General features: G+C 39.6%; 25 protein-coding genes and 1 riboswitch. Of the genes, 10 read left to right on the top strand and 15 right to left on the bottom strand.

Annotated elements, in window-relative coordinates; all coding sequences use genetic code 11:
* The first annotated feature begins 70 nt into the window (after nucleotides 1–70).
* The 3 genes from acsA (at nucleotide 71) to BMY13_RS01335 (ending at nucleotide 3,794) form a co-directional block, all read left to right on the top strand.
* Nucleotides 71–1,756 (top strand): acetate--CoA ligase, encoded by a 1,686-nt coding sequence (acsA, locus tag BMY13_RS01345; RefSeq protein WP_092503385.1) that lies wholly within the window; start codon nucleotides 71–73, stop codon nucleotides 1,754–1,756.
* A 143-nt stretch (nucleotides 1,757–1,899) separates the two neighbouring features.
* Nucleotides 1,900–2,256: a DUF485 domain-containing protein gene (locus BMY13_RS01340; protein ID WP_092491219.1), complete on the top strand. Its 357-nt coding sequence runs from the start codon at nucleotides 1,900–1,902 to the stop codon at nucleotides 2,254–2,256.
* Nucleotides 2,256–3,794 (top strand): solute symporter family protein, encoded by a 1,539-nt coding sequence (locus tag BMY13_RS01335; protein ID WP_092491218.1) that lies wholly within the window; start codon nucleotides 2,256–2,258, stop codon nucleotides 3,792–3,794. The genes BMY13_RS01340 and BMY13_RS01335 overlap by 1 nt, the downstream gene beginning before the upstream one ends.
* 170 nt (nucleotides 3,795–3,964) lie before the next feature.
* Here the strand turns inward: BMY13_RS01335 and BMY13_RS01330 are convergent, their stop codons facing one another.
* The gene (locus tag BMY13_RS01330; protein ID WP_092491217.1) at nucleotides 3,965–4,579 is read right to left on the bottom strand and encodes a PH domain-containing protein; all 615 of its coding nucleotides are present in this window, start codon (nucleotides 4,577–4,579) and stop codon (nucleotides 3,965–3,967) included.
* A 132-nt stretch (nucleotides 4,580–4,711) separates the two neighbouring features.
* Here BMY13_RS01330 and BMY13_RS01325 point away from each other — a divergent pair, with 132 nt between their 5' ends.
* A complete protein-coding gene (locus BMY13_RS01325; protein ID WP_092501927.1) occupies nucleotides 4,712–5,437 on the top strand; it encodes a LysM peptidoglycan-binding domain-containing protein in 726 nt (241 codons plus the stop codon).
* 116 nt (nucleotides 5,438–5,553) lie between these two features.
* On the opposite strand, the gene BMY13_RS01320 is transcribed toward BMY13_RS01325, so the two are convergent.
* Complete coding sequence (locus tag BMY13_RS01320; RefSeq protein ID WP_092491215.1) at nucleotides 5,554–5,781, bottom strand: hypothetical protein; 228 nt, start codon at nucleotides 5,779–5,781, stop codon at nucleotides 5,554–5,556.
* Nucleotides 5,782–5,846: 65 nt separating this feature from the next.
* Nucleotides 5,847–5,948: riboswitch (SAM riboswitch) on the bottom strand.
* Between the two features lie 479 nt (nucleotides 5,949–6,427).
* Here BMY13_RS01320 and BMY13_RS01315 point away from each other — a divergent pair.
* Both BMY13_RS01315 and BMY13_RS01310 read left to right on the top strand, forming a co-directional pair.
* On the top strand, nucleotides 6,428–6,982 hold the full coding sequence (locus tag BMY13_RS01315) for a CBO0543 family protein (RefSeq protein ID WP_139180750.1): 555 nt from the start codon (nucleotides 6,428–6,430) through the stop codon (nucleotides 6,980–6,982).
* A 96-nt stretch (nucleotides 6,983–7,078) separates the two neighbouring features.
* Nucleotides 7,079–8,239, top strand: a complete 1,161-nt coding sequence (locus tag BMY13_RS01310) for a D-alanyl-D-alanine carboxypeptidase family protein (RefSeq protein WP_245735964.1) — start codon at nucleotides 7,079–7,081, stop codon at nucleotides 8,237–8,239.
* A gap of 52 nt (nucleotides 8,240–8,291) precedes the next feature.
* Here the strand turns inward: BMY13_RS01310 and coaW are convergent, their stop codons facing one another.
* The gene (gene coaW / locus BMY13_RS01305) at nucleotides 8,292–9,110 is read right to left on the bottom strand and encodes a type II pantothenate kinase (RefSeq protein ID WP_092501925.1); all 819 of its coding nucleotides are present in this window, start codon (nucleotides 9,108–9,110) and stop codon (nucleotides 8,292–8,294) included.
* A 306-nt stretch (nucleotides 9,111–9,416) separates the two neighbouring features.
* Nucleotides 9,417–10,232: an alpha/beta fold hydrolase gene (locus BMY13_RS01295; protein WP_092501923.1), complete on the bottom strand. Its 816-nt coding sequence runs from the start codon at nucleotides 10,230–10,232 to the stop codon at nucleotides 9,417–9,419.
* A gap of 143 nt (nucleotides 10,233–10,375) precedes the next feature.
* Between BMY13_RS01295 and argF the strand changes: the two genes are divergently transcribed.
* The 3 genes from argF to argH are packed head-to-tail and all read left to right on the top strand — an operon-like array spanning nucleotide 10,376 to nucleotide 13,961.
* A complete protein-coding gene (argF, locus tag BMY13_RS01290; RefSeq protein WP_425445133.1) occupies nucleotides 10,376–11,350 on the top strand; it encodes an ornithine carbamoyltransferase in 975 nt (324 codons plus the stop codon).
* On the top strand, nucleotides 11,343–12,560 hold the full coding sequence (locus tag BMY13_RS01285; protein ID WP_092501921.1) for an argininosuccinate synthase: 1,218 nt from the start codon (nucleotides 11,343–11,345) through the stop codon (nucleotides 12,558–12,560). The genes argF and BMY13_RS01285 overlap by 8 nt, the downstream gene beginning before the upstream one ends.
* A 12-nt stretch (nucleotides 12,561–12,572) precedes the next feature.
* The gene (gene argH / locus BMY13_RS01280; RefSeq protein ID WP_092501919.1) at nucleotides 12,573–13,961 is read left to right on the top strand and encodes an argininosuccinate lyase; all 1,389 of its coding nucleotides are present in this window, start codon (nucleotides 12,573–12,575) and stop codon (nucleotides 13,959–13,961) included.
* 82 nt (nucleotides 13,962–14,043) lie between these two features.
* Here argH and BMY13_RS01275 read toward each other — a convergent pair whose 3' ends face one another.
* The 4 genes from BMY13_RS01275 to BMY13_RS01260 form a co-directional block, all read right to left on the bottom strand.
* Entirely contained in the window at nucleotides 14,044–14,979 is a 936-nt protein-coding gene (locus tag BMY13_RS01275; RefSeq protein WP_092501917.1) for a nucleoside hydrolase, read from the bottom strand.
* Nucleotides 14,980–15,022: 43 nt separating this feature from the next.
* Nucleotides 15,023–15,565 (bottom strand): protease complex subunit PrcB family protein, encoded by a 543-nt coding sequence (locus BMY13_RS01270; RefSeq protein ID WP_092501915.1) that lies wholly within the window; start codon nucleotides 15,563–15,565, stop codon nucleotides 15,023–15,025.
* 342 nt (nucleotides 15,566–15,907) lie between these two features.
* The gene (locus tag BMY13_RS01265; protein WP_092501913.1) at nucleotides 15,908–17,422 is read right to left on the bottom strand and encodes a family 10 glycosylhydrolase; all 1,515 of its coding nucleotides are present in this window, start codon (nucleotides 17,420–17,422) and stop codon (nucleotides 15,908–15,910) included.
* Between the two features lie 360 nt (nucleotides 17,423–17,782).
* The gene (locus tag BMY13_RS01260; RefSeq protein WP_092491205.1) at nucleotides 17,783–18,427 is read right to left on the bottom strand and encodes an SDR family oxidoreductase; all 645 of its coding nucleotides are present in this window, start codon (nucleotides 18,425–18,427) and stop codon (nucleotides 17,783–17,785) included.
* Nucleotides 18,428–18,581: 154 nt separating this feature from the next.
* On the opposite strand from BMY13_RS01260, the gene BMY13_RS01255 reads away from it, so the two are divergent.
* Nucleotides 18,582–20,753, top strand: coding sequence for an FUSC family protein (locus tag BMY13_RS01255; protein ID WP_092503379.1), 2,172 nt, complete (start codon nucleotides 18,582–18,584; stop codon nucleotides 20,751–20,753).
* 118 nt (nucleotides 20,754–20,871) lie between these two features.
* On the opposite strand, the gene BMY13_RS01250 is transcribed toward BMY13_RS01255, so the two are convergent.
* From BMY13_RS01250 to BMY13_RS01225, 7 genes are all read right to left on the bottom strand, one after another.
* Nucleotides 20,872–21,075 carry a CDGSH iron-sulfur domain-containing protein gene (locus tag BMY13_RS01250; protein WP_092501910.1) on the bottom strand — a complete coding sequence of 68 codons (204 nt, stop codon included), beginning with the start codon at nucleotides 21,073–21,075 and terminating at the stop codon, nucleotides 20,872–20,874.
* Nucleotides 21,076–21,312: 237 nt separating this feature from the next.
* The gene (locus BMY13_RS01245) at nucleotides 21,313–22,041 is read right to left on the bottom strand and encodes a hypothetical protein (protein ID WP_092501908.1); all 729 of its coding nucleotides are present in this window, start codon (nucleotides 22,039–22,041) and stop codon (nucleotides 21,313–21,315) included.
* A gap of 75 nt (nucleotides 22,042–22,116) precedes the next feature.
* Nucleotides 22,117–22,641, bottom strand: coding sequence for a D-glycero-alpha-D-manno-heptose-1,7-bisphosphate 7-phosphatase (locus BMY13_RS01240; RefSeq protein ID WP_092501906.1), 525 nt, complete (start codon nucleotides 22,639–22,641; stop codon nucleotides 22,117–22,119).
* 4 nt (nucleotides 22,642–22,645) lie between these two features.
* Nucleotides 22,646–23,224, bottom strand: coding sequence for a GNAT family N-acetyltransferase (locus tag BMY13_RS01235; RefSeq protein ID WP_092501903.1), 579 nt, complete (start codon nucleotides 23,222–23,224; stop codon nucleotides 22,646–22,648).
* 62 nt (nucleotides 23,225–23,286) lie between these two features.
* Nucleotides 23,287–23,424, bottom strand: coding sequence for a hypothetical protein (locus tag BMY13_RS19380; RefSeq protein ID WP_175476684.1), 138 nt, complete (start codon nucleotides 23,422–23,424; stop codon nucleotides 23,287–23,289).
* A gap of 73 nt (nucleotides 23,425–23,497) precedes the next feature.
* Nucleotides 23,498–24,097: a response regulator transcription factor gene (locus BMY13_RS01230; RefSeq protein ID WP_092491200.1), complete on the bottom strand. Its 600-nt coding sequence runs from the start codon at nucleotides 24,095–24,097 to the stop codon at nucleotides 23,498–23,500.
* Nucleotides 24,098–24,108: 11 nt separating this feature from the next.
* On the bottom strand, nucleotides 24,109–25,230 hold the full coding sequence (locus tag BMY13_RS01225) for a sensor histidine kinase (protein ID WP_092501901.1): 1,122 nt from the start codon (nucleotides 25,228–25,230) through the stop codon (nucleotides 24,109–24,111).
* Nucleotides 25,231–25,315: the final 85 nt, after the last annotated feature.

Below are 25,315 nucleotides of genomic sequence, written 5' to 3'. Positions count from 1 at the left end.
CTACAATTATTAATAGGAGGAGGAATTTGAGGTGAGTAATACACTCGCTCCGTTAAAGGGGCAAGCTAATATGCCTAATTATGATGAGGCGCGTGCTAATTTTTCATGGAAAGAAGTTGAAAAGGACTTTTCATGGCATAAAACAGGGAAAGTGAACATGGCATATGAGACAATTGACCGTCACGCAGAAACGTGGCGAAAGAATAAAGTGGCACTTTATTACAGTGACGATGATCGTGATGAAAAATATACGTTTCAGGACATGAAATTCCTGTCTAATCAATTTGGAAATGTATTACGTAACATTGGAATTGAAAAGGGTGAACGTGTTTTTTTATTTATGCCAAGATCACCCGAGCTTTATATAAGTTTAATAGGAACATTAAAAATCGGAGCTATTGTCGGACCTTTATTTGAAGCTTTTATGGAACAGGCAGTTCGAGACCGCCTTGAAAATAGTGATGCATCCGTTCTAATTACGACATCTGATTTACTGCCACGTGTCCCATACAAAGAACTTCCACATCTAAAACATATTATTCTGGCCGATGAAGGTGATGCTCCTGATGTGGATAAAGACACTACATTTCACCGCTATGAACTGGAAATGAGTAAGGCTTCATCGGATCTTGATATCGAATGGGTTGATCGTGAAGACGGTATGATTCTCCATTACACGTCAGGTTCAACCGGCAAACCAAAAGGTATCCTGCACGTCCACAATGCAATGCTCCAACAATATCAGACTGCAAAATGGATATTAGATCTCAAGGAAGATGATATCTACTGGTGTACAGCTGACCCTGGATGGGTGACAGGTACCTCTTATGGCATTTTCGGACCATGGTTGAATGGCACCTCTAATCTCATTCGCGGTGGTCGTTTTAGCCCTGAAAATTGGTATGGAACCATCGAGAAATATAAAGTGACGGTATGGTTAAGCGCACCAACAGCATTTCGGAAGCTTATGGCTATTGGTGATGATGCAACAAAAGATTTTGATTTAAACTCATTACGTCATGTATTAAGTGTGGGAGAGCCATTAAATGCAGAAGTTATCCATTGGGGAACGAAGGTTTATAACCTGCGTATTCATGACCACTGGTGGATGACAGAAACGGGCGGTATTATTATTGCTAATTACCCATCCATGCCCATGAAACCAGGCTCTATGGGGAAGCCATTTCCAGGCATACATGCGGCCATTTTAGATAATGAAGGGAATGAACTTCCTCCAGGACAAATGGGGAAATTATCTGTCAAATCAGGCTGGCCATCTATGCTGCGAAACGTTTGGAAGAATGAAGAACGCTTCAATAAGTACTTCCCTGTCAAAGGGTTTTTTGAATCAGGTGACCTTGCTTCCAAAGACGAAGATGGCTACTTCTGGTTCGAGGGACGTGATGATGACGTTATTCAAACTTCAGGTGAGAGAGTAGGACCATTCGAGGTTGAAAGCAAGCTTGTCGAACATCCTTCAGTTGCAGAAGCAGCCGTAATCGGCAAACCTGATCCAGTTCGCGGTGAACTTATAAAAGCGTTTGTCGCACTTAAAGACGGCTACACAGAAAGCGAAGAATTACAAGAAGAGCTTCGTTTGTTCGTTAAAAAGGGATTAGCAGCTCATGCAGCTCCAAGGGAAATTGAAATTCGCGACTTTTTACCAAAAACCCGAAGCGGAAAAATTATGCGTCGTGTTCTAAAGGCATGGGATCTTGATCTTCCAACTGGTGATCTGTCAACAATGGAAGAATAGATTCTTAGAAGACTTGGCATTCGTTAATGGTGAATGCTTTAGTTGCACTTTTGCAGTAAGAACGGATGTTAACTGCTAAGAGAAAGAGAGGTTTCTAAGGTTAGATAAAAAACCTCTATCTCTAACAAACGAGGAGGGTGATTATGAGTAATGTGAACGATTATAAGACAGAGGAACAGACAGATGACAAGATCGATTTTGTGAAAATAGAGCAGAGTGAGAAGTTTCAAAGGCTAATGAACGACAGAAAAAAGTTCATTGTTCCCTTAACTATATTTTTTCTCGTCTTTTATTTTATGCTTCCCATTCTAACGTCCTATACGACTTTCCTGAATACACCAGCAATCGGTGATATTTCATGGGTTTGGCTATTTGCCTTTGCGCAATTTGTTATGACATGGGTTCTATGTACTTTATATGTTAAAAAGGCAGCATCCTTTGACAGGCAGACAGATGAAATCATTGACGAACAGATTAACAACAAAGGAGGTAATAGCTGATGAATGCAACTGTCGTAATTCTTTTTCTTGCTATTGTCATACTAACACTGATTATTACGTATTTTGCCGCAAAACAAACCCAGTCAACTACTGATTTTTATACAGCTGGTGGTGGCTTGAAGGGGTGGCAAAACGGGGTTGCAATAGCAGGAGACTATTTATCGGCCGCCTCCTTCCTTGGGATTGCCGGCGCAATTGCATTATATGGCTTTGACGGGTTCTTTTATAGTATCGGTTTCCTTATTGCCTATTTGGTTGTCCTGTTTTTAGTGGCAGAGCCGCTTCGGAATCTTGGAAAATATACACTTGCAGATATGCTTAAGGCCCGGTTCGATGAGAAGAAAGTCAGGGGCGCTGCTGCACTTAACACGATAACAATCTCAATCTTTTATATGATTGCACAGCTTGTCGGTGCAGGAGCACTTATCCAGCTGTTATTTGACATCCCCTATTGGATAGCGGTTCTGATTGTTGGTGTAATGATGACGATTTATGTATTGTTTGGAGGAATGATTGCAACCAGTTGGGTTCAAATCGTAAAGGCCGTTCTGCTTATGGCTGGTATGGTTATTATTTCGTTCCTTGTTTTATTGAAGTTTAACTTTAACATAGTAGATATGTTCAATGATGTTAAAACTGTTACTAGTAATGGAGCAGATTATCTGAAGCCGGGTCTAAAGTATACGAATCCATTGGGAACCATTTCCCTAATGATTGCATTAGTACTTGGAACAGCTGGGTTGCCACATATACTAATGCGTTTCTTCACAGTTAAGGATGCTAAAACTGCTCGAAGTTCTGTGATTACAGCAACATGGGTGATCGGTATATTTTATGTGCTGACTTTATTTCTTGGGTTTGGAGCAGCAGCTTTTGTTGGTGAAGCAAATATTCTTGCGGCGAACCCTGGCGGAAACATGGCAGCACCATTACTCGCCGAAGCATTAGGCGGGGAAATTCTATTCGCGTTCATATCGGCAGTTGCCTTTGCTACCATTCTAGCAGTAGTTGCCGGTCTGGTCCTATCAGGTGCATCGGCATTTGCGCATGATTTATATGGTCAGATTATTAAAAAAGGAAAAGCATCTGATCTGCAGCAAATGCGAGCAGCACGATATGCCTCTTTAGCAGTATCAGTTCTTGCAATTATCCTCGCATTGTTTGCGCAATACTTAAATGTAGCCTTCCTAGTGTCATTAGCATTTTGTATTGCAGCAAGTGCAAATCTTCCAGTCATTATTTATACAGTTTACTGGAAGAAGTTTAATACAGCGGGTGCTGTTACAGCAATGTTAACCGGTTTGTTCTCAGCGTTAATTCTTGTATCTATGAGTCCAAGCGTTTTCTCACCGATAGAAGGTGCAGCATTATTTGTCGGGGATCCAATCTTCCCTATTTCTAACCCTGCACTTGTTTCAGTTCCATTAGGCTTTCTTGGGGGTTATCTTGGCACCCTGTTCTCTAAAGACGCCAGTGCGAAACGATACGCTGAAGTTAAAGTAAAAGCGAATACTGGATATCGGGAAACAGGAAGCTGAAGCAGACTTTGAGCGACTGCCATTATGGCGGTCGCTCATTTTGTTTTATTGGTAGATCACCACTGACTTGTATCCAATCCCAACCAATCAACATCCTCTTAAATCTTAGAGTTCTCCAAAACATAGAAAAAGCTGAACAGTGCCCGGCACCATTCAGCCTTTATAAAAGTCTAGTTATTAATATATTTCTCAAAAACGTCTCCGAAGTCTTTCTCATGATATTCTTCACGAACCGACTTCAACCAGTCAAATCCAAACTCCGTTAACTCTTTATATTGTTCTGCAAGCTTCGTTTCAGATGTTCTTGAATTTTGCAGAACTGTCACAGCTTTATCTAAGCTTTCTCCGGCCATCTCTGTAATAATAGCATTTTCGTGGGTTGTTTCGGCAATGAACAACAACGCCTTATATAAATCTTTTAATTTATCAATCTCGTCTTTATGGACATCAATACTTAGTGGTTCTTTTCCTAATGTGAATTTGATTTCGATATCCAAATCGATTTTTCCTGCTGTCTCAAGGGATACATCAGAAATCTTGTATTGTGAATAAGGATAACGATTTAGCGTTCGTTTAGAAGAAGCGGCATTTTCACCATTTACATGAATTAGTGCCAGGTTAGTGAAGCAATACTCATCTGCTTTTGTCTTAATCAGGAAGTAAATTTTTTCATCATCTTCGTGTCGGACGTAATCATCCGCATCTGTCTTATCATAGTCCTCCGGGCCTATAATTCTGCCAATATCGGATAAGCCTAATGCATCTGAAGCTAATTTTTTAAACATTCACGTGACTCCCCTTCTTATAATTATTTTCTGAATTATTATACCATTAATGGGCTTCAATGACACTCACCCATTCCTCTGTCTGTGAATAGGCTGTTACGATATTCAAAACAGAGGAGTGAAGAAACCAACATGAATAGAGAATTTTATTATACTATCCAGCCAGGAGATAATCTCGGGCTACTGGCTGAACGATTCCACACACCAGCAGAACAAATTTCCAAAAATAACCCCGGAGTGGACCCATACAATCTTCGGGTGGGTCAACGCCTGCTTATTCCAATGAGACAATCCGCTTTCAGGCAGGATGATTGTATCAGTCAAGCAGAATTCGAATTTAGAAGTGATAATCGCAGACTTTGGGAAGAGCATGTTGCATGGACCAGAATGACTATTATCAGCTTGACGTTTAATCTGCCAGATGTGGAATTTGTTATCGCACGACTTTTACAAAATGCTACGGATATGGGAAATGCAATCAGACCCTGCTATGGTGACCGCCTAGCTGATATATACGCTAATTTGGTAAAAGAACATCTCTTATTTGCCGCGGATATTGTTAAAGCAGCAGTAGCAGGTGATCAGCAGGCTGCAATGGCTGCTGAGCAAAAGTGGTACACTAATGCAGATGAGATTGCCAGGTTCTGGAGCAGTGTAAATCCTTATTTGTCCGAGAAAGGTGTTAGAGATATGTTCTATCAGCACTTAGATTTAACAAAACAGGAAGCAATATTTATGATAAATATGGATTACCAGAAAGATATTCAAATATATGATGAAATTGAGGAACAAGCTTTAGCGATGTCAGATGCCATATCAATTGCAATAGTAAAACAATTTCCTGAACTATTTGCGTAAATTAACTTGAGTAGGAGGCATATGCCCCTACTCGGCTTATTACTATTACTGCGGGAATCTTTAAATATGCAGCCTTACAGGACAGTAAGAGTTAACTTTCTACTAAAAGACATTTACTAACGATTCCAGTCAGTTTTCTGAGATTCTCTCTTCCTTTCTATGCTCTCGACATTATACTCCATCAAAGGCTTAACAAATTTCTCATAACGTTCCTTCTTGAATCTCTCTAACTCCTCGGCTGTCATGTCCTTTATCACCTCCGACACATGTTGCCCTGGAAGTTCATCAAACTCCTCCTTCGTCAGCCATGTCACGTTCCCATTTTCGATAATGAAATGTTTCATATTACTTCCTCCTTTACATATTAAAAACCCCTTCATGCGTTGGATGCATAAAGGGGTTTTCTACCGATTTATCACTCAAAGCATGGGCTTTGCTGGTGGGAGCACCTTACATTTGCAGGTTGCTGTGACGTCGTTGAGCCAGTTCTCTCGATCACTCTTGATAGCTATTCAATTACATTAAGTATATATGAATTTTTATGATATATCAATGAAATACCGCCAGCACATTAATTCATCACTGTTGGTTACACTAATATAAAGGCTTTTTTAAGTTTGTTGCCTTATCAAATTAATGAAATCATAACGTAGTTGATATAAACTGCGACATAGTGAAAATTTTCTTTTGCACCACTCCGGTACCAATGCAACATCTGCTCAAGCTAGCACTTTCGCAGTCTTACTAGCCATGGGCTCACTCTACAAGGTTATGAGAACCCGAACCTGTTCAAATTGCGTGAAACGTGTCTTCATCAGGGCTATGAGACCCGGTTGAGTATTTTTCAAAGTAATTCGCAGTTTATATCAACTGTGATGGTTAAAGAGCAACATAACTTGCGAAAAGAACAAATACTAAAAAAGGATTGCGGTGACTTTAATGGTGTGGTTAATTATTCAAAATCTTATCCCACTCAACGAGTTAATCCTATTGAATTCCATTTCACTGCCCCAATTAATTGAAGCCCACAGAGAATTCAGCGACACATTTAAAGCATACTGGCATCAGAATGTATTTCTAACACCTAGATGGTGGTTCTTGATTATGCTTAGCATACTGCCGGCCATTATCTGGTGGATATTAGTTAATAAGAAGAGAATTATTGAAATTACAGCATTCGGATTATTCTATGGTGTTGCAGCAATTATTCTTGATTCAATAGGAAGCAACGCCTTAGCCTGGACCTATCCTTATATCCTTTCACCGTATTTACGTCCGCAATTATATCCTTATGATGTTGGTGTTGTGATCATATCCTTTATGTTTTGTTATCAGCTGTGGAGTAACAGTTTTAAAAAGTTCTTCTTATTTTCAGGACTGCTGGCTGCTTTTTTAGCTTTTGTTGCTGAGCCGATTATGGTATGGTTAGGTTTTTACAAAGCAATATACTGGAAACACATTTATTCATTCCCCATTTACTGGCTTTTAGGCATAATATGCTGGGGAATAATTACGTATTTTAAAAAATTAGAACAGGAGAGATAAATTCTTATGTCTTCTGTTCTTTTCTATGAAAAGAATGAATGTTTTAGCTTTTTATATCGTCTAAATAAGTAAGGAGTAAATAAGGGGGATATTCACATGTCTAACAAAAAAGAGTTGCTATTAATTATTATATCCTTGTTAGGTCTATTTCTAACCGCCTGTAGTCAGGGTGATGAATCTGACCAAGAAGAAACAACTGAGAATAGTGAAGAAACTAAAGAGAACGCCGAAGATAACAAGTCTGATAAAGATAAAAAGGAAGAAACAGAAAAAGATAAACCATCTTCTGATCAGAAAGATCAGAAAAATAATGACTCATCGGAAAAACAGGATGATTCTTCCGATAAACAAAAAAATGAAGATGACGGGAGTGCTAATGAAAAAATCCTTCCTGCAGGGACATTATCACATGGAGATAGTGGCCAAAAAGTTAGTATGATGCAGAAGGCCCTTAACCGATTAGGTTATTCATTGACGGTTGATGGTGACTTAGGATGGACCACCGTTTGGGCGATAAAAGATTTTCAAGCACAGTTTCCTAACTTGAAGATTGACGGTGTTTACGGGAAGAACACACGAGAATATATCTTAAAGGCCGTTAATGGTGAGATTGAAGCAAAACCAGGCACTGGTCTAGAAAATAACGATACTGAAGACAACAATGAAAAAAATAGTAACGTTGTATCCAATCCATCAAGTATCCTTGCTTTAGTGAATAAAAACAACCAACTGCCAGCTAGTTATGTTCCGAAAAATCTTACAAACCCAAATGTAAGGTTTCCATTTACAGAAGACTTGCCAAAAAAACAAATGCGACAAGTAGCAGCAAATGCACTTGAGAATATGTTTAACGCTGGAGATAAGGCAGGGGTTGACCTTTTCGCACAGTCTGGCTATCGTTCATATGATAGGCAACGAGCCATTTTCGCAGCAAATGCTAGTGAACATGGGCACGAAGCAGCAAATCAATTCAGCGCGCAAGCCGGGGAAAGCGAGCATCAAACCGGTCTGACTATGGATGTCACTAGCGCTGATATCAATTACCGTTTGAACACCAATTTTGCCAATACTGATGAGGGTGAATGGGTTAAAAAACACGCTAGTGAGTATGGTTTCATCATTCGTTATCCAAAAGGAAAAACTAGTATTACCGGCTATCAATATGAACCTTGGCACCTTCGTTACGTTGGCGAGAAAGCCGCTAAATACATTGACAGCAATAACACTACGCTGGAACAGTATCTCGGTGGTCAATAATAGTTATTTTACACAGAGCTTGGACGCGGTTTCCAAGCTCTATTTTATGTAATTAGTCTAGTGATAACAAGGCTCCAACTGCACCGCTATATTCACCGTCCTTTAGAAAAACTGGCTCTTTTCCTGCTATCCTAGTATAATCATCAATAATCTCCCGCAAAAGGGGGTTTGACCGGAATGACGAACCGATATAAACGATGGAATCGACGTTGTATTGGACTGCCATTTGTGAGCTGACCGTAACGATTACTTCACCTATCATGCCAATGATTGCTGCCAATATGTCTGACGCTGATGGGTACTGCGCTATCATTGACTCCCTTTTCCCAAAATTGCTTGCAGTCAAATCTCCGGAAATTGGCGGAAGCGCCCCTTCGAAGATATCTTTTACTTTAAGATCCGTATTTCCCCTGTCACCGTTACTAGCTAACTGTACCATCCTTGCATAATCCTCAACTCCGGTTAATAAGTAGGCAAGTCCCATTAACGTTCCACCACCAATGCCAGTTCCTCCAACCCGCTGTTGTTCCATATCATTGACATGATGAATTGATGTACCAGTACCGACATTTACAAACAGAAAATTTGTTTTAAGAGATTCATATTGCTCTCCAATAAGCAGCTGTATACCACGGGAAGTTGCTTCAAATTCGACCACTGTTTTTGCAGAGTCATTCAGTTTTTCTGAAAGTAGCTGGCTTTTCCCACCCGTTATACAAATAATGGGGTTTTCAAAGCTTTCGTAGACCCATGAAACAACATCACCAAGATTGTACGAAGAGAATGTTTGATAAAGAATAGTTTCATTTTTCCTATAAGCCGTCTTTACAAGCGTGCCTCCTGCATCAATCCCTATTTTTGTTTGATTCATTAGTATATCTCCCCTCAGAATTATAGTTTCCAAACATTTCAAGGTTACCTATTGTTTGATAGTATTAAATAAAAGCAAACTAACGCACCTGAATGGAGGGACTAATGTGCATTTTCTTAAGGTATTAAAGAACTCAAGGGTTTTCAGAATTCTTACAACCTCAGTAGCCTGGAGTACTATTATTCTACTATTTTTCTTCATCGCTGCTATCGTTTATCTCCTTATTATGGATTATTTTTATAATGAAGACAAAGACAAGTTTAATCAGAATGGGGAGGAAATTACGTTACAATCCTCCTACCAAAGTTAATAAGCCGTTTCTTGAATCCATTCTCTTATATTCCTGGACACTTCACCTGGGGAATCACGATAAATATCATGTGTTGTATTGGGTATCAGACGAACCTGTGCATTCGGTGTGTTTTCTAAAAAATCGTTAGCTTGCTGTTGCCGAAGACCTTCCATTTCTTCCGGGAGCGTACTTCTAAGCAGTAATACCGGACAGATAATCTTCTCCAGAACATCTTTGGTAGGCTCGGCATAAATTCCTTTTAGAATTGCTTTCGCATCAGAAACTGGCAGAGCCAACCGGATTTCTCCATTAATTTCTGTAACCTGCGCCTTGGTAGCTGCCTCAATCTCCGTTGACCATCTTGGCATCTCACGCTTCTCTGATTCTATAAATGCCTCCCATGACGGAAAACGAATACTATTATGGAAATCCTCCATCCTTATTAGCTCTTCCTCCAATGAGTCGCTCCCCGGTTGCTGTATATAACCGCCATCAAGTAAAATCACACCCTGAACCTGTTCCGGATAAGCCTTTGCAAAATACAAAGCAAGATGTGCACCCCATGAATGGCCCACAAGGCAGATTTTCGATTTATCTAAGACCTTTACAACCTTCTCAACCTCTTCTGCCATACATGATGGCTTTTTGTACGCTTCTTCCTCTGACAAAGACTTATCGCTCCCATTCCTGGCTAGATCAAATGAGACGACATGATAGTCAGCCAAATAGTGCGCCAGTTCCCCAAAACTTAAACCCGTACTCCCCATTCCATGTAGACACACCAATGTCATATTTTCTCTGTTCCCCCATTCATATAAGCCACTTTCCATTCACTTCTCACCTCAAAATATATTTAATTAATTCAAGTTTATCAAAAAAATTAATAATTTTGTAAAATAACTGTTGTATGTTTATTCATACATATGTATAATAATACATACTTTAACTATGAAGCGGAAAGGATTTGATTTTAGTGGCCAACACAATTTCAAAACCGAAATTAAGCGGAAAAGATTTTTTGACGTTAAGTCAGTTAAGTAAGGCAGAAATATTAGGGCTTTTAGATGAAGCTGTTGCGTTAAAAAAACAGACAAATGAAGGAACACGTAAACCTCATTTAAAAGGGAAAGTCCTTGGAATGATTTTTGAAAAGTCATCTACCCGTACAAGGGTTTCATTTGAAGTAGGCATGCTTCAGCTTGGAGGGGAGGCCATTTTCCTTAGTTCTAATGACAGCCAAATCGGTCGCGGAGAATCAATTTTTGATACAGCAAACGTATTATCACGTTATGTTGACGGTTTAATGATCCGAACCTTCAGCCACGACATTGTTGAATCCTATGCACAGCATGCCACTGTCCCTGTTATTAATGGCTTGACCGACACGCACCACCCAACACAGGTGCTTGCTGATTTATTAACCATTTACGAGCATAAAGGTAAACTTTCAGGATTAAAACTTGCCTTTTTCGGCGATGGAAATAACAACATGTGTCATTCATTAATTGAAGGTGCGGTCAAAGTTGGGATGGATATTGCTATTTCCTGTCCCGCCGGTTATGAACCGAACCAGGAAATTTTGCAGCAAATGAAGCAAGCAGCTGAGCAAAATAGAACGAACGTAGAATACAGTGAAGATCCATTTGATGTGGTAACAAATGCAGATATTGTTGTTACCGATGTATGGTCGAGTATGGGGCAGGAAGCTGAGAATGACCAGCGAAACAAAGCTTTCACACCCTATCAGGTAAACGAAAATCTGTGTAAAAACGCAAAATCCGATTTTATTTTTTTGCATTGCTTACCGGCCCACAGGGGGGAAGAAGTTACAGCAGACATCATTGATGGATCGCATTCTGTAGTATTTGATGAAGCGGAAAATCGTCTGCATGCACAAAAAGCTTTATTAAAACTATTACTAGAAGATGGAGGGATTAAACATGGCTAAAGAAAAAATCGTGTTAGCCTACTCAGGTGGTTTAGATACTTCTGTATCGATTAAATGGTTACAGGAGAAATATAATTATGAAGTTATTGCACTGGCAATTGATCTAGGAGAAGAAAAGGATTTAGAAACGGTACGTCAAAAAGCATTAAATGTTGGTGCCATCAAATCAATCGTTATCGATGCTAAAGATATGCTTGCAAAAGAATATTTAATGCCAGCATTGCAAGCAAATGCACTATACGAAGGCAAGTACCCATTATCCTCGGCATTAAGCCGACCATTGATATCAAAGTTACTTGTCGATGTAGCAGAACAGGAAAACGCAGTAGCTGTTGCTCACGGCTGTACCGGAAAAGGAAATGATCAAATACGTTTTGAGGTCTCCATTAATGCACTTAATCCTGACCTTCAAGTGGTGGCACCAGTAAGAGAATGGGGAATGACCCGGGATGAAGAAATTGTTTATGCAAAGGAAAAAGGTATTCCTGTTTCAGCTAATTTAGACAATCCATTTTCAATCGATGCAAACATTTGGGGAAGAGCTTGTGAAGCGGGTGTACTGGAAAACCCATGGAATGAAGCCCCTGAGGAAGCATTTGCATGGACCAATCCAATCGAGGCTACTCCGGACGAGTCTGAATATGTTGATATCACGTTTGAAGGTGGCATCCCTGTGGCACTCAATGATGAACCAATGGAACTTGTTGACATTATAGAGACATTGAATGAAGCTGGCGGCAAGCATGGCATAGGGCGAATTGATCATATTGAAAATCGCTTAATTGGTATTAAATCACGGGAGGTTTATGAAAATCCGGCAGCATTAATCTTAATCAATGCCCATCAGGAAATGGAATTTCTGACACATACAAGAGAAGTAAGTCAATATAAAAAAACAGTTGAACAGCAATATGCAAAAATGATTTATGAAGGTCTTTGGTATTCACCGTTACGTCCGGCAATAGATGCATTTGTTTTAGAGACACAAAAAACGGTCTCTGGAAAAGTTCGAATCAAGCTGTTTAAAGGAAATCAATTCGTCGTTGCCCGGAAGTCCGAATATAGCTTATATAACGAAGAGCTAGCTACCTATGAAAAAGGTGACATGTTTGATCATACAGCTGCAGTTGGGTTTATCAAACTGTGGGGATTACCAACGAAAGTTCATGCGGAAGTCAATAAAAAAGCAACTGATCCGGTTAAACAATAGGGAGGATTACAAATGTCAAAGCTATGGGGCGGACGTTTCACTAAATCGACCAACGAACTAGTAGAAGAATTCACAGCATCCATCGAGTTTGATCAGCAGTTTGCAATGGAGGATATTGAAGGAAGCATTGCCCACGTTACGATGCTTGCTGAGTGTGAAATCATCACCCATGATGAAGCAAGCAAGCTTATTAGAGGCCTTAAAATCATTGAAGAGAAAATCAATAACGGCCTGGCCGATTACACGGTTGGGAATGAAGACATCCATATGAACATTGAGCAAATGCTAATTGATGAAATTGGAGCTGTTGGCGGTAAGCTTCACACCGGAAGAAGCCGTAATGATCAAATTGCAACAGATATCCATCTATACGTTAACAACAAAACAAAGGAAATTATCAAGCTTGCTGAGTCTGTCCAATCAGCTTTTATAAAACAAGCAAAATCAAATATAAATGTGATCATGCCAGGATATACACATCTGCAACGGGCACAGCCTGTATTATTTTCACACCATCTGCTTGCATACTTCTGGATGCTGGAAAGGGATAAACAACGCCTGATAGATAGTTTACAGCGGGTTAACTGGTCGCCATTAGGTGCTGGCGCATTAGCTGGAACGACATTTCCGATTAACCGCGAACGAACTGCAGAATTACTTGGGTTTGACATGGTTTATCCGAACAGTCTGGACGCTGTTAGTGATCGCGATTTTGTCTTGGAATTCTTATCAATTGCATCAATCATGATGACGCATATTTCCCGGCTATCTGAAGAGCTTGTCATTTGGTCCAGTCAGGAGTTTAATTTTATCGAATTAGATGATTCTTTCTGTACCGGATCAAGTATTATGCCACAGAAGAAAAATCCTGATGTCCCAGAGCTATTGCGCGGAAAAACCGGACGTGTCCATGGTAATTTATTCGGGTTATTGACAGTATTGAAAGGGCTCCCGCTTGCCTACAATAAGGATATGCAGGAGGATAAAGAAGGACTTCTTGATACGGTGAAGGCAATAGATGGTTCGTTACGATTACTTGCGCCAATGATTGAAACGATGCAAGTGAATCAAGACAACATGTACAATGCAGTTGACCAGGACTATTCCAATGCGACTGATATCGCGGACTACCTGGTCACAAAGGGCTTGCCATTTCGACAGGCTCACGAAATAATAGGAAAAATTGTGCTTTATGCAATTGAGCAGAAGAAATATTTACTTGCGTTGACACTAGAAGAATACCAATCCTTTAGTAATCTATTTGAGGAAGATATTTATGTTGTACTCGAGCCAAAGCATGTTGTAGATGCCAGAAACAGCACAGGTGGCACCGCAGAAAGCCAGGTTCGTAAACAGCTTGAGCAGGCTGAGGCAGTGCTTTCTGGAAATAACCCTTTTTAATACTGCACATATTCAACTATTATGCCTTCTAATGTTAATTTTAGAAGGCTTCATTTTTACTCTAAATGCTGGACATGTGTAATTAGGAATACGATTTTAACGAACGAATAAATAAATCCCAAAATTTATCCTGGTTCAATGTTCTAGCAAAATTCGCATTCGGCACCCTGTCTGTCATTCCGTTTGTGTACACACAGGTCATCCCGTAGGTGAATTCTCCTTTTGTCTCAATGTCTACTCGCACGCGTTCCATTTCAAACATTGTGGGATCGATTAAATAAGCAACAGGGCAGGGATCATGTACAGCCGCTCCAGTAAATCCAAGTTTACCCTGATATATCCTCGAATAGAAATTCATCATTTGCATAACAGCTGCAGCAACTGGATTGTTGATATCTGACATTTCCTTCATTCTATCTGAAGTTGCCAAAGCCTGATGTGTAACGTCAAGACCAAACATCTCAATTTGTACTCCACTTTCGAAAACAATTTTAGCTGCCTCAGCATCCACATATATATTGAATTCGGCTGCAGGTGTCCTATTACCATATGTTCCGCCACCCATTAATACGATTTCCTTTATTTTCGGAATGATTTTAGGTTCCTTTCTGATTGCCAGCGCAATGTTAGTCAATGGTCCAGTTGGCACGATTGTAATATCTCCATCCGAATCTATAATTTTTTCAATAATTAAGTCCACAGCATGCTGATTAATTATTTGTTTAATAGGCTTATCAGGAAGTGTTGTACCATCCAGCCCGCTTTTGCCATGAACATGTGCAGCAGCTTTCATTTTACGGACCAAAGGCTGTGCTACTCCCTTTGCGACAGGAACAGCATTTAATCCAAGAAGATCGCATAGCCTTAAAGCATTATTTGTATTCTTTTCTACATCAACATTACCTGCTACAGTCGTAATCGCCTCAAGCTTCAAGTTGCTAAGTTTTGACGCAGCAAGCATCATTGCCATCGCATCATCATGGCCTGGGTCACAATCTAAGATAATTCTCCTATTCATATGTAATTCCTCCTTCCGTTCCTATCTATAAAAATGGTCACTTTTATTTAACCTTCCCATCGCTTGTTAACTCTTGAGGCGCTACTAATTCAGTACCTTCCAATTCAGGTTCCTTTGATGTTGAGAACTGAAACGATTGACTGGTTTCACCCTCCAATTCCGCTATCGCCACCGGATACGTAAGTGTTTGTATATTCACACTTCCCTTTTCAGGTTCTGTCACTTCATAGCTAACAGTGTTAACACTATCCGTTTGCGAAGAATTGGTATTCATCTTCTTTATTTGTTCAATTTCTACATTATAGCCGCCGGTTGGCTTTTGACCAAGCAGGATAATTGCATATGTCATCCCATCGACATTGAACACCTTTTCCACTTCTTTTGATCTGTTTTTCTGAATCCATTTTTGAATCCATTTTTGAACCCTATCCGGGGTATTTTCAACTTTAATTGTTTTAAAAGATAGATTAGTGGACTCCTTTTCTCCTCCCATTGATTCATCCTCCGTTGTCCCTGACCCACAGCCAGATAATAATAAAATTGATAAAATCATTAATACCAGATAACGTATACTATTCCGCTCCATTTATCATGATACTCCTTTCGGTAATACCACTTATTTCTAATTCTTATATTTCCCTACATTTTCTTTTTTAAAAGATTTTTGCTTTTTCCAAGCAATGAATCTTAGAAGTAGCGGCTTTAAACTGTGTCATAACATACCGCTCCGGAAATACACTTCGCGGGAGTTGTTCGCTGGTAGACTTGTACCCCAAAGCCTAATGGGTCTAAGAAAGCAAAAATCTTACCTACTATAAACAGCGAAGTTGCCGCATTCCTAATTGGAAACTGCGGCAACTACATTATACATTACCTACTAATTCAATTACGCAACAACTGCCTGAATTATTTAATCTTACCCCTTTGCTCAATTACTAGATTGTGGAACAGCTTTAACTTGTAATTCAGTTTCGGTAACTACACCTGCTTCAATGTCCAGTGGCTTTGAAGATCCTTCACCGGTTTCACCATCTATCTGGGCGACATAATGGCCGTCCGGCAAATCTGTTAGCCCAAAGAAACCATTTCCATCCGTTTCGAATTGATATGTTTTTCCTTTTGACCCGCGTAGCACTACTTTTCCATTATCAACCGGGTCCCCATCCTCATCCATAAGATAGCCCATCAAATGTCCTTTAGTTGGGTTTGTTTTCCATGGCATGTCTGGTATTGCTGCTGGTTCAGAGAATACAGGTTCTCCGTATTCACTTTCCTCTGACAACGCCTGGAAGAACGTGTCATTTTCGATTCCGCTGTTATTGGTAGAAGCATAGCTGTATAGTGAAACGCCTGCTAGTCGGTTCCCTTCAGCAGAGGGCTGTAACGCACGATTAATTTGTGCCAGCGTTCCTTCGATTGTATTAATGAAACTTCCGGGTCCAGCAGCTACTTGCCGATCGTACTGATGATCTTTCTCCCATTCAATCCACAAATCATACCACGCTTTTTGAAGCGGAACATGTTCCCTATCGTAATTCATTGGAATAGCCAAATCGACAATACCTTCTTCTAACCACCCATTCCAATCCTGCAGAACTGTACTGTATGGCGCAGATTGTTTATACTCCTCCATTGTTTCTGGTCCCTTTCCCCAGGCTATGACGGCTGCGGATACTTTAACACCAGGATCTTCAGCAATGGACCTTAAATAGACTTGACGCACTAAGTTGTTTACCTGTTGACGACGCCAGTCTTTCCATTGAGGGTTCTCCGGTTCAGGAACATCCTCTGTACCAGTTTGAGTTAAATAACGATCTACACTTGTTGGATTATAGCCCCACGTTGGATCTGTGTATCGAACAAGGTCCAAATGGACACCATCCACATCATACTCCTTTACGACATTGACATATTGATCTGCTGTATAATCTGCCGCATCAGGATGGCCCGGATCGAGAATATAATCTGCTCCAGAACGATTATCCCCTGAGATGCTTTCTGTCAGCCAGTAATCCTCACCACTTGCAGAAGGACCATGCTGGTTAAATGCATGTTCTTCAGATTCTGGTGGATATAATGAGTTCCAAATCGGTAAAGTTGTTAGCCATGCATGAACTTCTATATCTGCTTGGTGGGCTTTTTCGATAAGGTACTCAAGTGCGTCAAAATCAGATTCTAACGCAGGATCCTGTGACCTCGGTTCAAGTGATTTATTAAAATAAGAATCTCCTCTCCGTCTTACTTGTACAACCACCGCATTCGCATTAGCTTCTCGGACATCCTGAACAAGCTTGTCCACCTGTTCAGGCGTTTTAATCCCATCATGAAAAGCATCTACCCATATGGCTCGAAATTCTTCTGGCTGCTCTTCAGCCTGTCCTACTGCCGGCACTAAGGAGATGACCATTAATATGACCATCGGTAACACTAACCGTTTTCTCACATCTACCTCTCCTCATTTTCAAATTTATTCCATTATACAAAAATTTCTGTAAATTTTAATGAGAAGAAAGATAGATTTATAGAAACGAAAACCATTTGGTACAGTAGTTTTTAACTAGTACAATACCCATGTATGCATTAAACTATCAGAATTCATTCAAACTAATAGAACTATGAGACAACCTCTGTTTTAAAAAGCCCCCTATAGCTTCTTATGCTATAAAGGGGGCTATATTGTCTGTTCTACTATTACAATCGAATGTCACCTGAAAAAAGTGGCATCACCAATTAATTTTATGTTTTTTAATAAAACATGCCACTTTTCTACTCTGGGGTTCGATTATAAGTAAAAGAGGGATATTTACACATTTTTCAGGGCTTCTGCAATAGAGGTATCACCTGACATAAGGTCAAATGACCGTTTATAGGTATTTTCTTCTGTCAGGGATTCCATTACGGTACGTGCTACATCTTCGCGTGGAATAGATCCTCTTTCCAAGTTCTCGGAAGCAGCAATTTTCCCTGTGCCGGGCTCATTTAATAACCCACCAGGTCGAACAATCGTATAATTCAGGTTGCTTTCTTCAAGCATTTTATCAGCGTAATGCTTAGCAACATAGTATGGCTTAATCTTTTCATGCCATTTTTCCCGGTTATTCGCTTGGAAGGCACTTACCATTACATAACGTTCAACTCCTGCTTTTTCTGCAGCTTCGAACGTTTTAACTGCACCATCAAGATCGATCAATAATGTTTTGTCATAACCTGTACTTCCGCCAGATCCAGCAGCGAAAATCACGGCGTCGCATCCTCTTGCAGCCTTAACGATTGTATCAGCGCCACCTTCAAGGTTAGCCAGAACTGCGTCAATGCCTTTTTTCTTCAGTTCTTCTGCTTGCTCTTCTTTTCGAACCATTGCTCTTACTGTATGTTCATTACTCTTGTCCAATAAGTCCACAAGGTGCTTACCAATTTGTCCATTTGCACCTATTAATAAAACATTCATGACGTACATCTCCTTCAATTTGGATTTGCCTCACCCTATTATTATTCCAAATTGATGGTTTCATGACAACTTTGCTGTTTGAGTTCAATGGATAATCTGCATTTCAAGTGTTAAAATGAAGCAATAACATTTCTGTTAGGAAAGATTGATGCGGATGAAAGGTTTACACTTAAAACATCACTGGGTTGGCAGACTTCTTGCTTCTGATCCAGGACAAATAAGGTTCCAAAAAGCTGGAAAAGCAACAATCAGTTTAATTTGTGCGGTTATAACTACACTGCTTATTTTGCGAGTAATGGATAATGATCTTCTTACACCGGCCATCGTTTCTGGAATGGTTGGCTTAATGGGTATCATGATGGTAATGGATGAAACCAAGAGTCAAAAGAAAGTGACTACGCTGCTGCTGGGAGTTTCTGGGGCAGCTGGAATAACGATTGGTTCTCTATTAGCAGGAAGTGCCTATTATATTAGTTTGATAATGATTCTCGTTATTTTTAGCAGTCTTTATTTTTCACGATTCGGCGTAAGGTATTTTTCAATTTGTATGATCGGTTTTATGACCATATATATTTCTTCTGTATTAAAGCTTTCCCAGGTTCAATTGCCATGGTTTTATACGGGAGTTCTAATAGGTGTACTGTTCGCATTCTTATTTAATTTCGTTCTATTTCAAGATTCTTCGCAAACTTTAAAACGAAGTATGCGTTCTTTTCACATCCAAAGCAATCTTACATTTAACATACTAATAAAGTCACTACAGAATAAGGATATCGACCATAATCGCAAGAAGCGTATAGAAAAGAACATTCAGAAGCTTCGTCTTTATGCACGAACGGTAGCTGCAAATCTTAACGCAGAAGATATTGATAAAATTTGGCCCGGACTTGAGCCTTCACAATTACGGTTGTACGTTTTCGATACTGGCATGCTTGTTGAGACATTAGGCGGGTCCATTTATAATTTAAAAAAAGCCAATGCCCTTGAATCAGATGAATTAAGACGCATACTTAAATGGGTAATGGAGTCGTTACGTGATGCAGAGGTGCTATCGCAAAACTATAACGAAAAGAATTTGCAAGACGCAGAACTGGCGGTTCAGGCGCTCCGGAATGTAATAAGAGATCTCCTCAATCGTACAGAAAATCCAAAAGGATGGTTATACCTAATCCGACGTATTGAGTCAATTGCCAATCATGTTGTTGAAGCAGGTATCACTATGCAGCATTCTTTAAACAAAGGCGAACTTGTGCAGCAAGAAGAACAAGATGAAGAAGACGCTGATGATAACGATGACGCTTCCGATGAAAATAAGGAGTTAAAACCATCAACTAAAAAAGCTTATCAGGCTTTAATAGCAGGTGGTATCGCCGTTATCGTTGGCCATATTATTTCACCAACACAGCCCTACTGGGTGCTTTTAACAGCGTTTGTTTGTCTGCTTGGCACTGAGTCAATTGGCAGGATTTATATGAAAGGCTTTCAACGTTCATTCGGTACAGTTATCGGTGCAGTGATTGGCTTTATGCTGGCAAAGATGCTTGCAGGACAATCAATGATTGAACTGGTCTTATTATTTCTGGTGATATTTCTAGCCTTCTATTTATTAACTGTTTCCTATACTTTAATGAGTGTGTTTATTACGATGCTCATCGCCTTTATGTACGATATTCTGCTCGGCGGGATTAGTTTTTCGCTAATCGGGGCCCGAGTCATCGACACAATTGCAGGTGCAATTATCGCGCTAGGTGTTTCAACTGTTATTTTTCCTAAAAAAACAAAAGATAAAGTTGCAGATGTAACTGATGAATATTTAGCCGAGCTAAAGCCATTTGTAATCAACTATGTACGAAGGTTTCGCGAGGATGTGAGTGTTAAAGAACTTGCTAACAGCGCAATTGACATAGACAATAAACTCCAATTAATCGAAGATGAAGCTCGTCCACTTTCAAAACCAACCGAGTCTAGCAGTACCTCCGATGTCAGTCGCTGGGTAACTATATTTACAGCAATAAATTATTTTGCACGACACCTGGTTGCTTCAACTTATCGTAAGAAATTTGATTATCCAGTGGAATTGGTAGATACATTTAAACAAGTGGAAGAAAAACTGGAGCATAACATGGATACCTTAAGCGAGCTAATTAAAGGAGCAGAGCATACCGGAATTATTTATCAGCTTGATCGGGAACGCGAACAGATTGAACAGCTTGCTCCGAGCATAAGTCAATCCCATCAGGATCTTATCCATCACTTATTCTATGTATGGCGAATCAACCAATCCATCGTGGCGCTGGCTATGGACTTAGGTGCAGAGGAGCAGTAAAAATGGTGCGTGTTCACCTAAAAAGTAGCACACCATTTGTATGGCTATACAAAAACCCCTTTATGCAACGGTGTACATAAAGGGGTTTTTCATATCGTTCATGGTTATGTTTACAGGCTTATTTCGCACTTGGCTCACTTTCAAAACCAATTTTCTTATGAGTTCCATCGCAAAATGGCTTGTTGGATGACTGCCCACAGCGACACAGGGAAAATGCCTTTTTCGTTTCAAACACGTTCCCATCAGCATCGACCATTTCTACATCTCCTGTCACAAGCAGTGGTCCATTATTGTTTACTTTAATTTTTCCTTTATCACTCATATAAATTTCCTCCCTTACAGTTCTATCTCTACTTATAACATTCGGTACATTTGCTTGAAAACCCTTCTTTATAATAGTGGAAACTTTTACTTTGGCATTCACGATTACACTAATTCAGTCTTCCCAGCAATTATTCAGTCTTTATCCAGTCACTTGTACCATTATTCAGTTTTCAGTATATTTTGACTGCTTCAAAAAACAAAATCCCCGATATAATATCGAGGATAGTTGTTGCACTTATTTCTTATGATGACCCCAGAATAATTTCCCATTTCTCTCTTCAAACGGGAATAACCCTAGTTGTTTTGCCTTCTCAGCATGCTCTTTCATAATCTCATCCATTATCTCCTGGGTATCTTTATCTTTCGTTTTTATTCCTAATGCCTCGGCTGTCTGGAAAACTTTCTTTTTATAAATTTCTTTATTCAAATCACGTGGATCCTTGCCTTCTGTCTCAATGCCTAACTCTTCGGCCTTACGCTTGACAGATGCTTCAAAAACTTCCTTTTTAAGTTTCTTAGCATTTTTACCCTCTGTTGAAATTCCTAACTCTTCAGCTTTTTGTTTCAGCATCTCTTCATAAACTTCTTCTGCTAGCTCTTTTGGCTCTTTACCCTCTGTCTCTACCCCAAGTTCCGCTGCCTTTTGCTTCACCTTTGCATGATGTACTTCCTTGGACAGTTCCTTCATGTCTTTTCCTTCTGTATCTATTCCCAATTCATTGGCAGCTTGCTTCATTTTCGCTTCCATTACTTCTTTTTCCAGTTGATCAATATTCTTGCCTTTTGTTTCTATTCCGAGTTCTTTAGCCTCTAACGTTATAAATATATCTTTATTCGAGCTCTCTTTATCACGTTTTTGAGTATGGATATCCTCTGCTATCCCCTTGTAAAATGGTAATCCTGAAGGTGCGCTCATGGAGAAGCCCATTGACAGCACCAATGCTATTAAAAAACCTTTTAACATCTAGTATTCATCCTTCCTGTTGTTAATTTCAATTTTAGTATTTCCAGAAAGAGAGAATACATGAAGATTTTATAATTATTTTGTTAATGAATCCGCGAACGAAATAAGGTTAGGGTAAAAAAAGTCAGCATCAGCAGCCTCATCTCTTCTGTCTCCAATGAGAACCGTCTGCGTGCCTGCTTCCCTTCCCGATTCTATATCAGGCGCTCGATCACCAACCATATAGCTATTGGATAAATCAATTTTATGTTTTTCGGCCAAATCCAGAATCATTTGCGGCTTTGGTTTACGGCAGGCACAGTTTGCATGTGGTTTATGTGGACAATATGCAATGTCGTCAACATGTGCACCAAATTCCGCTAAGTCACTTTCCATCTTTTTATGTACGTCATCTAAAGCAGATTCCTGCATATAACCAAGACCAATGCCGCCTTGATTCGTCACGACGAAAACCTTAAATCCTTCGTCGTTAAAACGTTTAATTGCTTCTCCAACCCCATTCAGCAAATAAAAATCCTTTGGCTTGTTCACAAATTTCACCCGATGACTAAGCACTTCATTTATCACGCCATCCCGATCAAGAAACATTCCAATGTACATGATGTCACCTGTTTTCTTGTAAGGCATCATATTCTGACTTCAACAATGAAAAGACGACTGTATCGTGATATCTCTTCCCGTCAAAGTCCGTTTGTCTCATGGTACCTTCTTCTTTGAATCCGTATTTTTTTAAAAGCTTTTCTGAACCTTCATTCTCGGCAAAAATGTCACCGACTATTCGATTTAATTCAAGCGTATCAAAGGCATAATGGAGAATTTGTTCCAAAACCTCCGTCACGACTCCCTTTTTTTGATATTCTTCACGAATGATGACACCTAATTCAGCTTTTTTATGCCACATACTTAATTTATGTAAACTGAATTTACCGATGACCTCACCATTGTCTTTATCTTCAATCACCCATGGCAGTTCTTTTCGTTTAGCAAAGTTCTCCAGTTGTACTTGGATTTCCTGCCACATATCAGTCTCTGATTTTACTGGGTCAGGTGTAATAAATTTCATCGTGTTCTTGTCACGCATAAACCCGAATAATTCACTTGCATCATCTTCCCTTAATCCTCTTAATCGATAGTGATCCGTTTCCAAAACCGGAACCGTTGAAATTACAGCTTCATGGCTCACTTAATACCCTCCAGTAAAAAAGCAGTGTGATTCCATACTATCACACTGCATTGATTTCTATATTAATCCTTTTTTTGATCAATGAACTCGTTTGGCTCATCGCCGCCATGGATACTGTTATTCTTATATTGACTCTTCCGGCCGTTTCGATGTTCGCCATGTTGTTTGTTTTCTTTAAATTGATTATTCTTGTTTGACATAATAACGCCCCTTTTTAATTACTATGCCTTAGTTTTAGAATTAGGGGCTAACTTTATACATGAGACTTTATTTCTACTTCAGCCAGCCTTTTTCCTTCACCTTTGATATCGCCTCAATTCGGTTGCTTACTTCAAGCTTATCCAAAATCACGGAAACGTAATTACGAACAGTTCCATTGGTAAGAAATAGTTCGTTGGCAATTTCCTTTGTATTTTTCCCTTCAGCAACCAATTTGACCACCTGCTCTTCACGCTCAGTCAGTGGATTTTCTTTTTCATATGCCATATCAACAAGCTCCGGAGCATAGATACGCCGGCCTTCCATAATTGTGCGAATGGAACTCGCTAAATCTTCACTCGGACTATCTTTTAGCAGATACCCACTTACTTTAGCTTTTCGGGCTCGTTCAAAATAACCTGTTCGGGCAAATGTTGTTAAAACAATAACTTTACAAGGCTCATCCTTCAATTCCTCAGCTGCATCGAGTCCGCTTTTTATTGGCATTTCAATGTCCATAATGCAGATATCCGGCTGTTGCTCCTTCACAATACTTATAGCTTCCTCTCCATTCTTTGCCTTACCGACAACTTCCATATCTGTCTCCAAATCAAGCAAAGAACCGAGAGCTCCAAGCAGCATTCCCTGATCTTCAGCAATAACAATTCGAATCACAGCATTTCCTCCTATTCTGTTTGCTTGACGACCTTTGGCACTTGGATCTTAAGCGTTGTACCATTATTTGACTCAATATCTAAGCTTCCGTTGACAAATTCCAAGCGCTCTTTCATCCCCTGCAATCCATTTTCTTTATAGGAATCTTTTTTATTAGATATTCCAATCCCATTATCTTCCACTTTTATCAGTACCTCATTTGGAGATTGTGTAATCGTAACATTGCAGAAAGTAGCCTGACTATGCTTAACAATGTTAGTCACAGCCTCCTTCAAACACATACTAAGTACATTCTCAACAAGTAAAGGTGTTTTGGTTAACTCGGTATTTCCCTCCAGATGAAAGTCTATTTGTGCAGCCTTCAATACTTGTTCGACACGTATTAATTCATCGTTTAATTTTGCACCTTTCATATCTGAAACCATCTCACGTACTTCTTTTAACGCAGTTCGTGCTGTTTGATGGATATCATTAATTTCATTTTTTGCTAAATCAGGTTCAACACTTACCAATTTTCCAGCCAGATCACTCTTCAATCCAATAAGGGAAAGCTTTTGTCCTAAAGTATCATGCAAATCACGCGCTATTCGCTGACGTTCCTCCAGGACAACCAGCTGAGAAAGCTTTTGGTTCGCATCTTTCAATTGGTTTTCCAATCTCTCCCGCTTATTTCTAAAGTATATGGTAATAGGCAGTAATATTACGCCTATTACACTTATAATTATAAACGGCAGCTGTGTACGGAATATTTCGTTTTGGATAAAAAAACCAGCACTTACTGCAACAATAGTGGTTGTAAGGTGAATCACATATAACGTAATAAATCTGGATTTATGCTGAATATTACCAATATAGAATGCCAAAAACAAGGCGAAGTAAACATAGCCCAAGAATAGTGTCATTACGATGCTTATTACCATTTCTGTACTTACTGAGAGATATACTGTCCAGCCTTTAGAAAGGAAAGATACCCTGTATGCAGTGAAAAATAGCAGAATCATGAAAACACCGAAAATAATTTCCCATGTACCTGAGGTTCGAAAAATAAAATAAAAAGGCAAAATACAAAAAATAATCCATGCATAGATACTAAGCCCTGTATTTTTCGGGATAATATGATACCACTTCTGCATTACAGTTCCTCCTTCTCCACTTTTATTCAGTATATTAGAAATCTTGACTTATCGCTATCAATACAAAAACATGACCCCTCAATAC

It is taken from the genome of Virgibacillus subterraneus, assembly GCF_900110695.1.
GTDB lineage: Bacteria > Bacillota > Bacilli > Bacillales > Amphibacillaceae > Lentibacillus > Lentibacillus subterraneus.
Note: the sequence above shows the minus strand (reverse complement) of the source record. Positions and strands in the feature narration are given on the sequence as shown.

What these genes read in the sequence shown, in the direction of transcription:
- acsA (WP_092503385.1), top strand. Translation starts at nt 71, where the DNA reads ATGCCTAATTATGATGAGGCGCGTGCTAATTTTTCATGGAAAGAAGTT.
- BMY13_RS01340 (WP_092491219.1), top strand. Translation starts at nt 1,900, where the DNA reads ATGAGTAATGTGAACGATTATAAGACAGAGGAACAGACAGATGACAAG.
- BMY13_RS01335 (WP_092491218.1), top strand. Translation starts at nt 2,256, where the DNA reads ATGAATGCAACTGTCGTAATTCTTTTTCTTGCTATTGTCATACTAACA.
- BMY13_RS01330 (WP_092491217.1), bottom strand. Translation starts at nt 4,579, where the DNA reads ATGTTTAAAAAATTAGCTTCAGATGCATTAGGCTTATCCGATATTGGC.
- BMY13_RS01325 (WP_092501927.1), top strand. Translation starts at nt 4,712, where the DNA reads ATGAATAGAGAATTTTATTATACTATCCAGCCAGGAGATAATCTCGGG.
- BMY13_RS01320 (WP_092491215.1), bottom strand. Translation starts at nt 5,781, where the DNA reads ATGAAACATTTCATTATCGAAAATGGGAACGTGACATGGCTGACGAAG.
- BMY13_RS01310 (WP_245735964.1), top strand. Translation starts at nt 7,079, where the DNA reads ATGTCTAACAAAAAAGAGTTGCTATTAATTATTATATCCTTGTTAGGT.
- coaW (WP_092501925.1), bottom strand. Translation starts at nt 9,110, where the DNA reads ATGAATCAAACAAAAATAGGGATTGATGCAGGAGGCACGCTTGTAAAG.
- BMY13_RS01295 (WP_092501923.1), bottom strand. Translation starts at nt 10,232, where the DNA reads ATGGAAAGTGGCTTATATGAATGGGGGAACAGAGAAAATATGACATTG.
- BMY13_RS01285 (WP_092501921.1), top strand. Translation starts at nt 11,343, where the DNA reads ATGGCTAAAGAAAAAATCGTGTTAGCCTACTCAGGTGGTTTAGATACT.
- argH (WP_092501919.1), top strand. Translation starts at nt 12,573, where the DNA reads ATGTCAAAGCTATGGGGCGGACGTTTCACTAAATCGACCAACGAACTA.
- BMY13_RS01275 (WP_092501917.1), bottom strand. Translation starts at nt 14,979, where the DNA reads ATGAATAGGAGAATTATCTTAGATTGTGACCCAGGCCATGATGATGCG.
- BMY13_RS01270 (WP_092501915.1), bottom strand. Translation starts at nt 15,565, where the DNA reads ATGGAGCGGAATAGTATACGTTATCTGGTATTAATGATTTTATCAATT.
- BMY13_RS01260 (WP_092491205.1), bottom strand. Translation starts at nt 18,427, where the DNA reads ATGAATGTTTTATTAATAGGTGCAAATGGACAAATTGGTAAGCACCTT.
- BMY13_RS01255 (WP_092503379.1), top strand. Translation starts at nt 18,582, where the DNA reads ATGAAAGGTTTACACTTAAAACATCACTGGGTTGGCAGACTTCTTGCT.
- BMY13_RS01250 (WP_092501910.1), bottom strand. Translation starts at nt 21,075, where the DNA reads ATGAGTGATAAAGGAAAAATTAAAGTAAACAATAATGGACCACTGCTT.
- BMY13_RS01245 (WP_092501908.1), bottom strand. Translation starts at nt 22,041, where the DNA reads ATGTTAAAAGGTTTTTTAATAGCATTGGTGCTGTCAATGGGCTTCTCC.
- BMY13_RS01240 (WP_092501906.1), bottom strand. Translation starts at nt 22,641, where the DNA reads ATGTACATTGGAATGTTTCTTGATCGGGATGGCGTGATAAATGAAGTG.
- BMY13_RS19380 (WP_175476684.1), bottom strand. Translation starts at nt 23,424, where the DNA reads ATGTCAAACAAGAATAATCAATTTAAAGAAAACAAACAACATGGCGAA.
- BMY13_RS01225 (WP_092501901.1), bottom strand. Translation starts at nt 25,230, where the DNA reads ATGCAGAAGTGGTATCATATTATCCCGAAAAATACAGGGCTTAGTATC.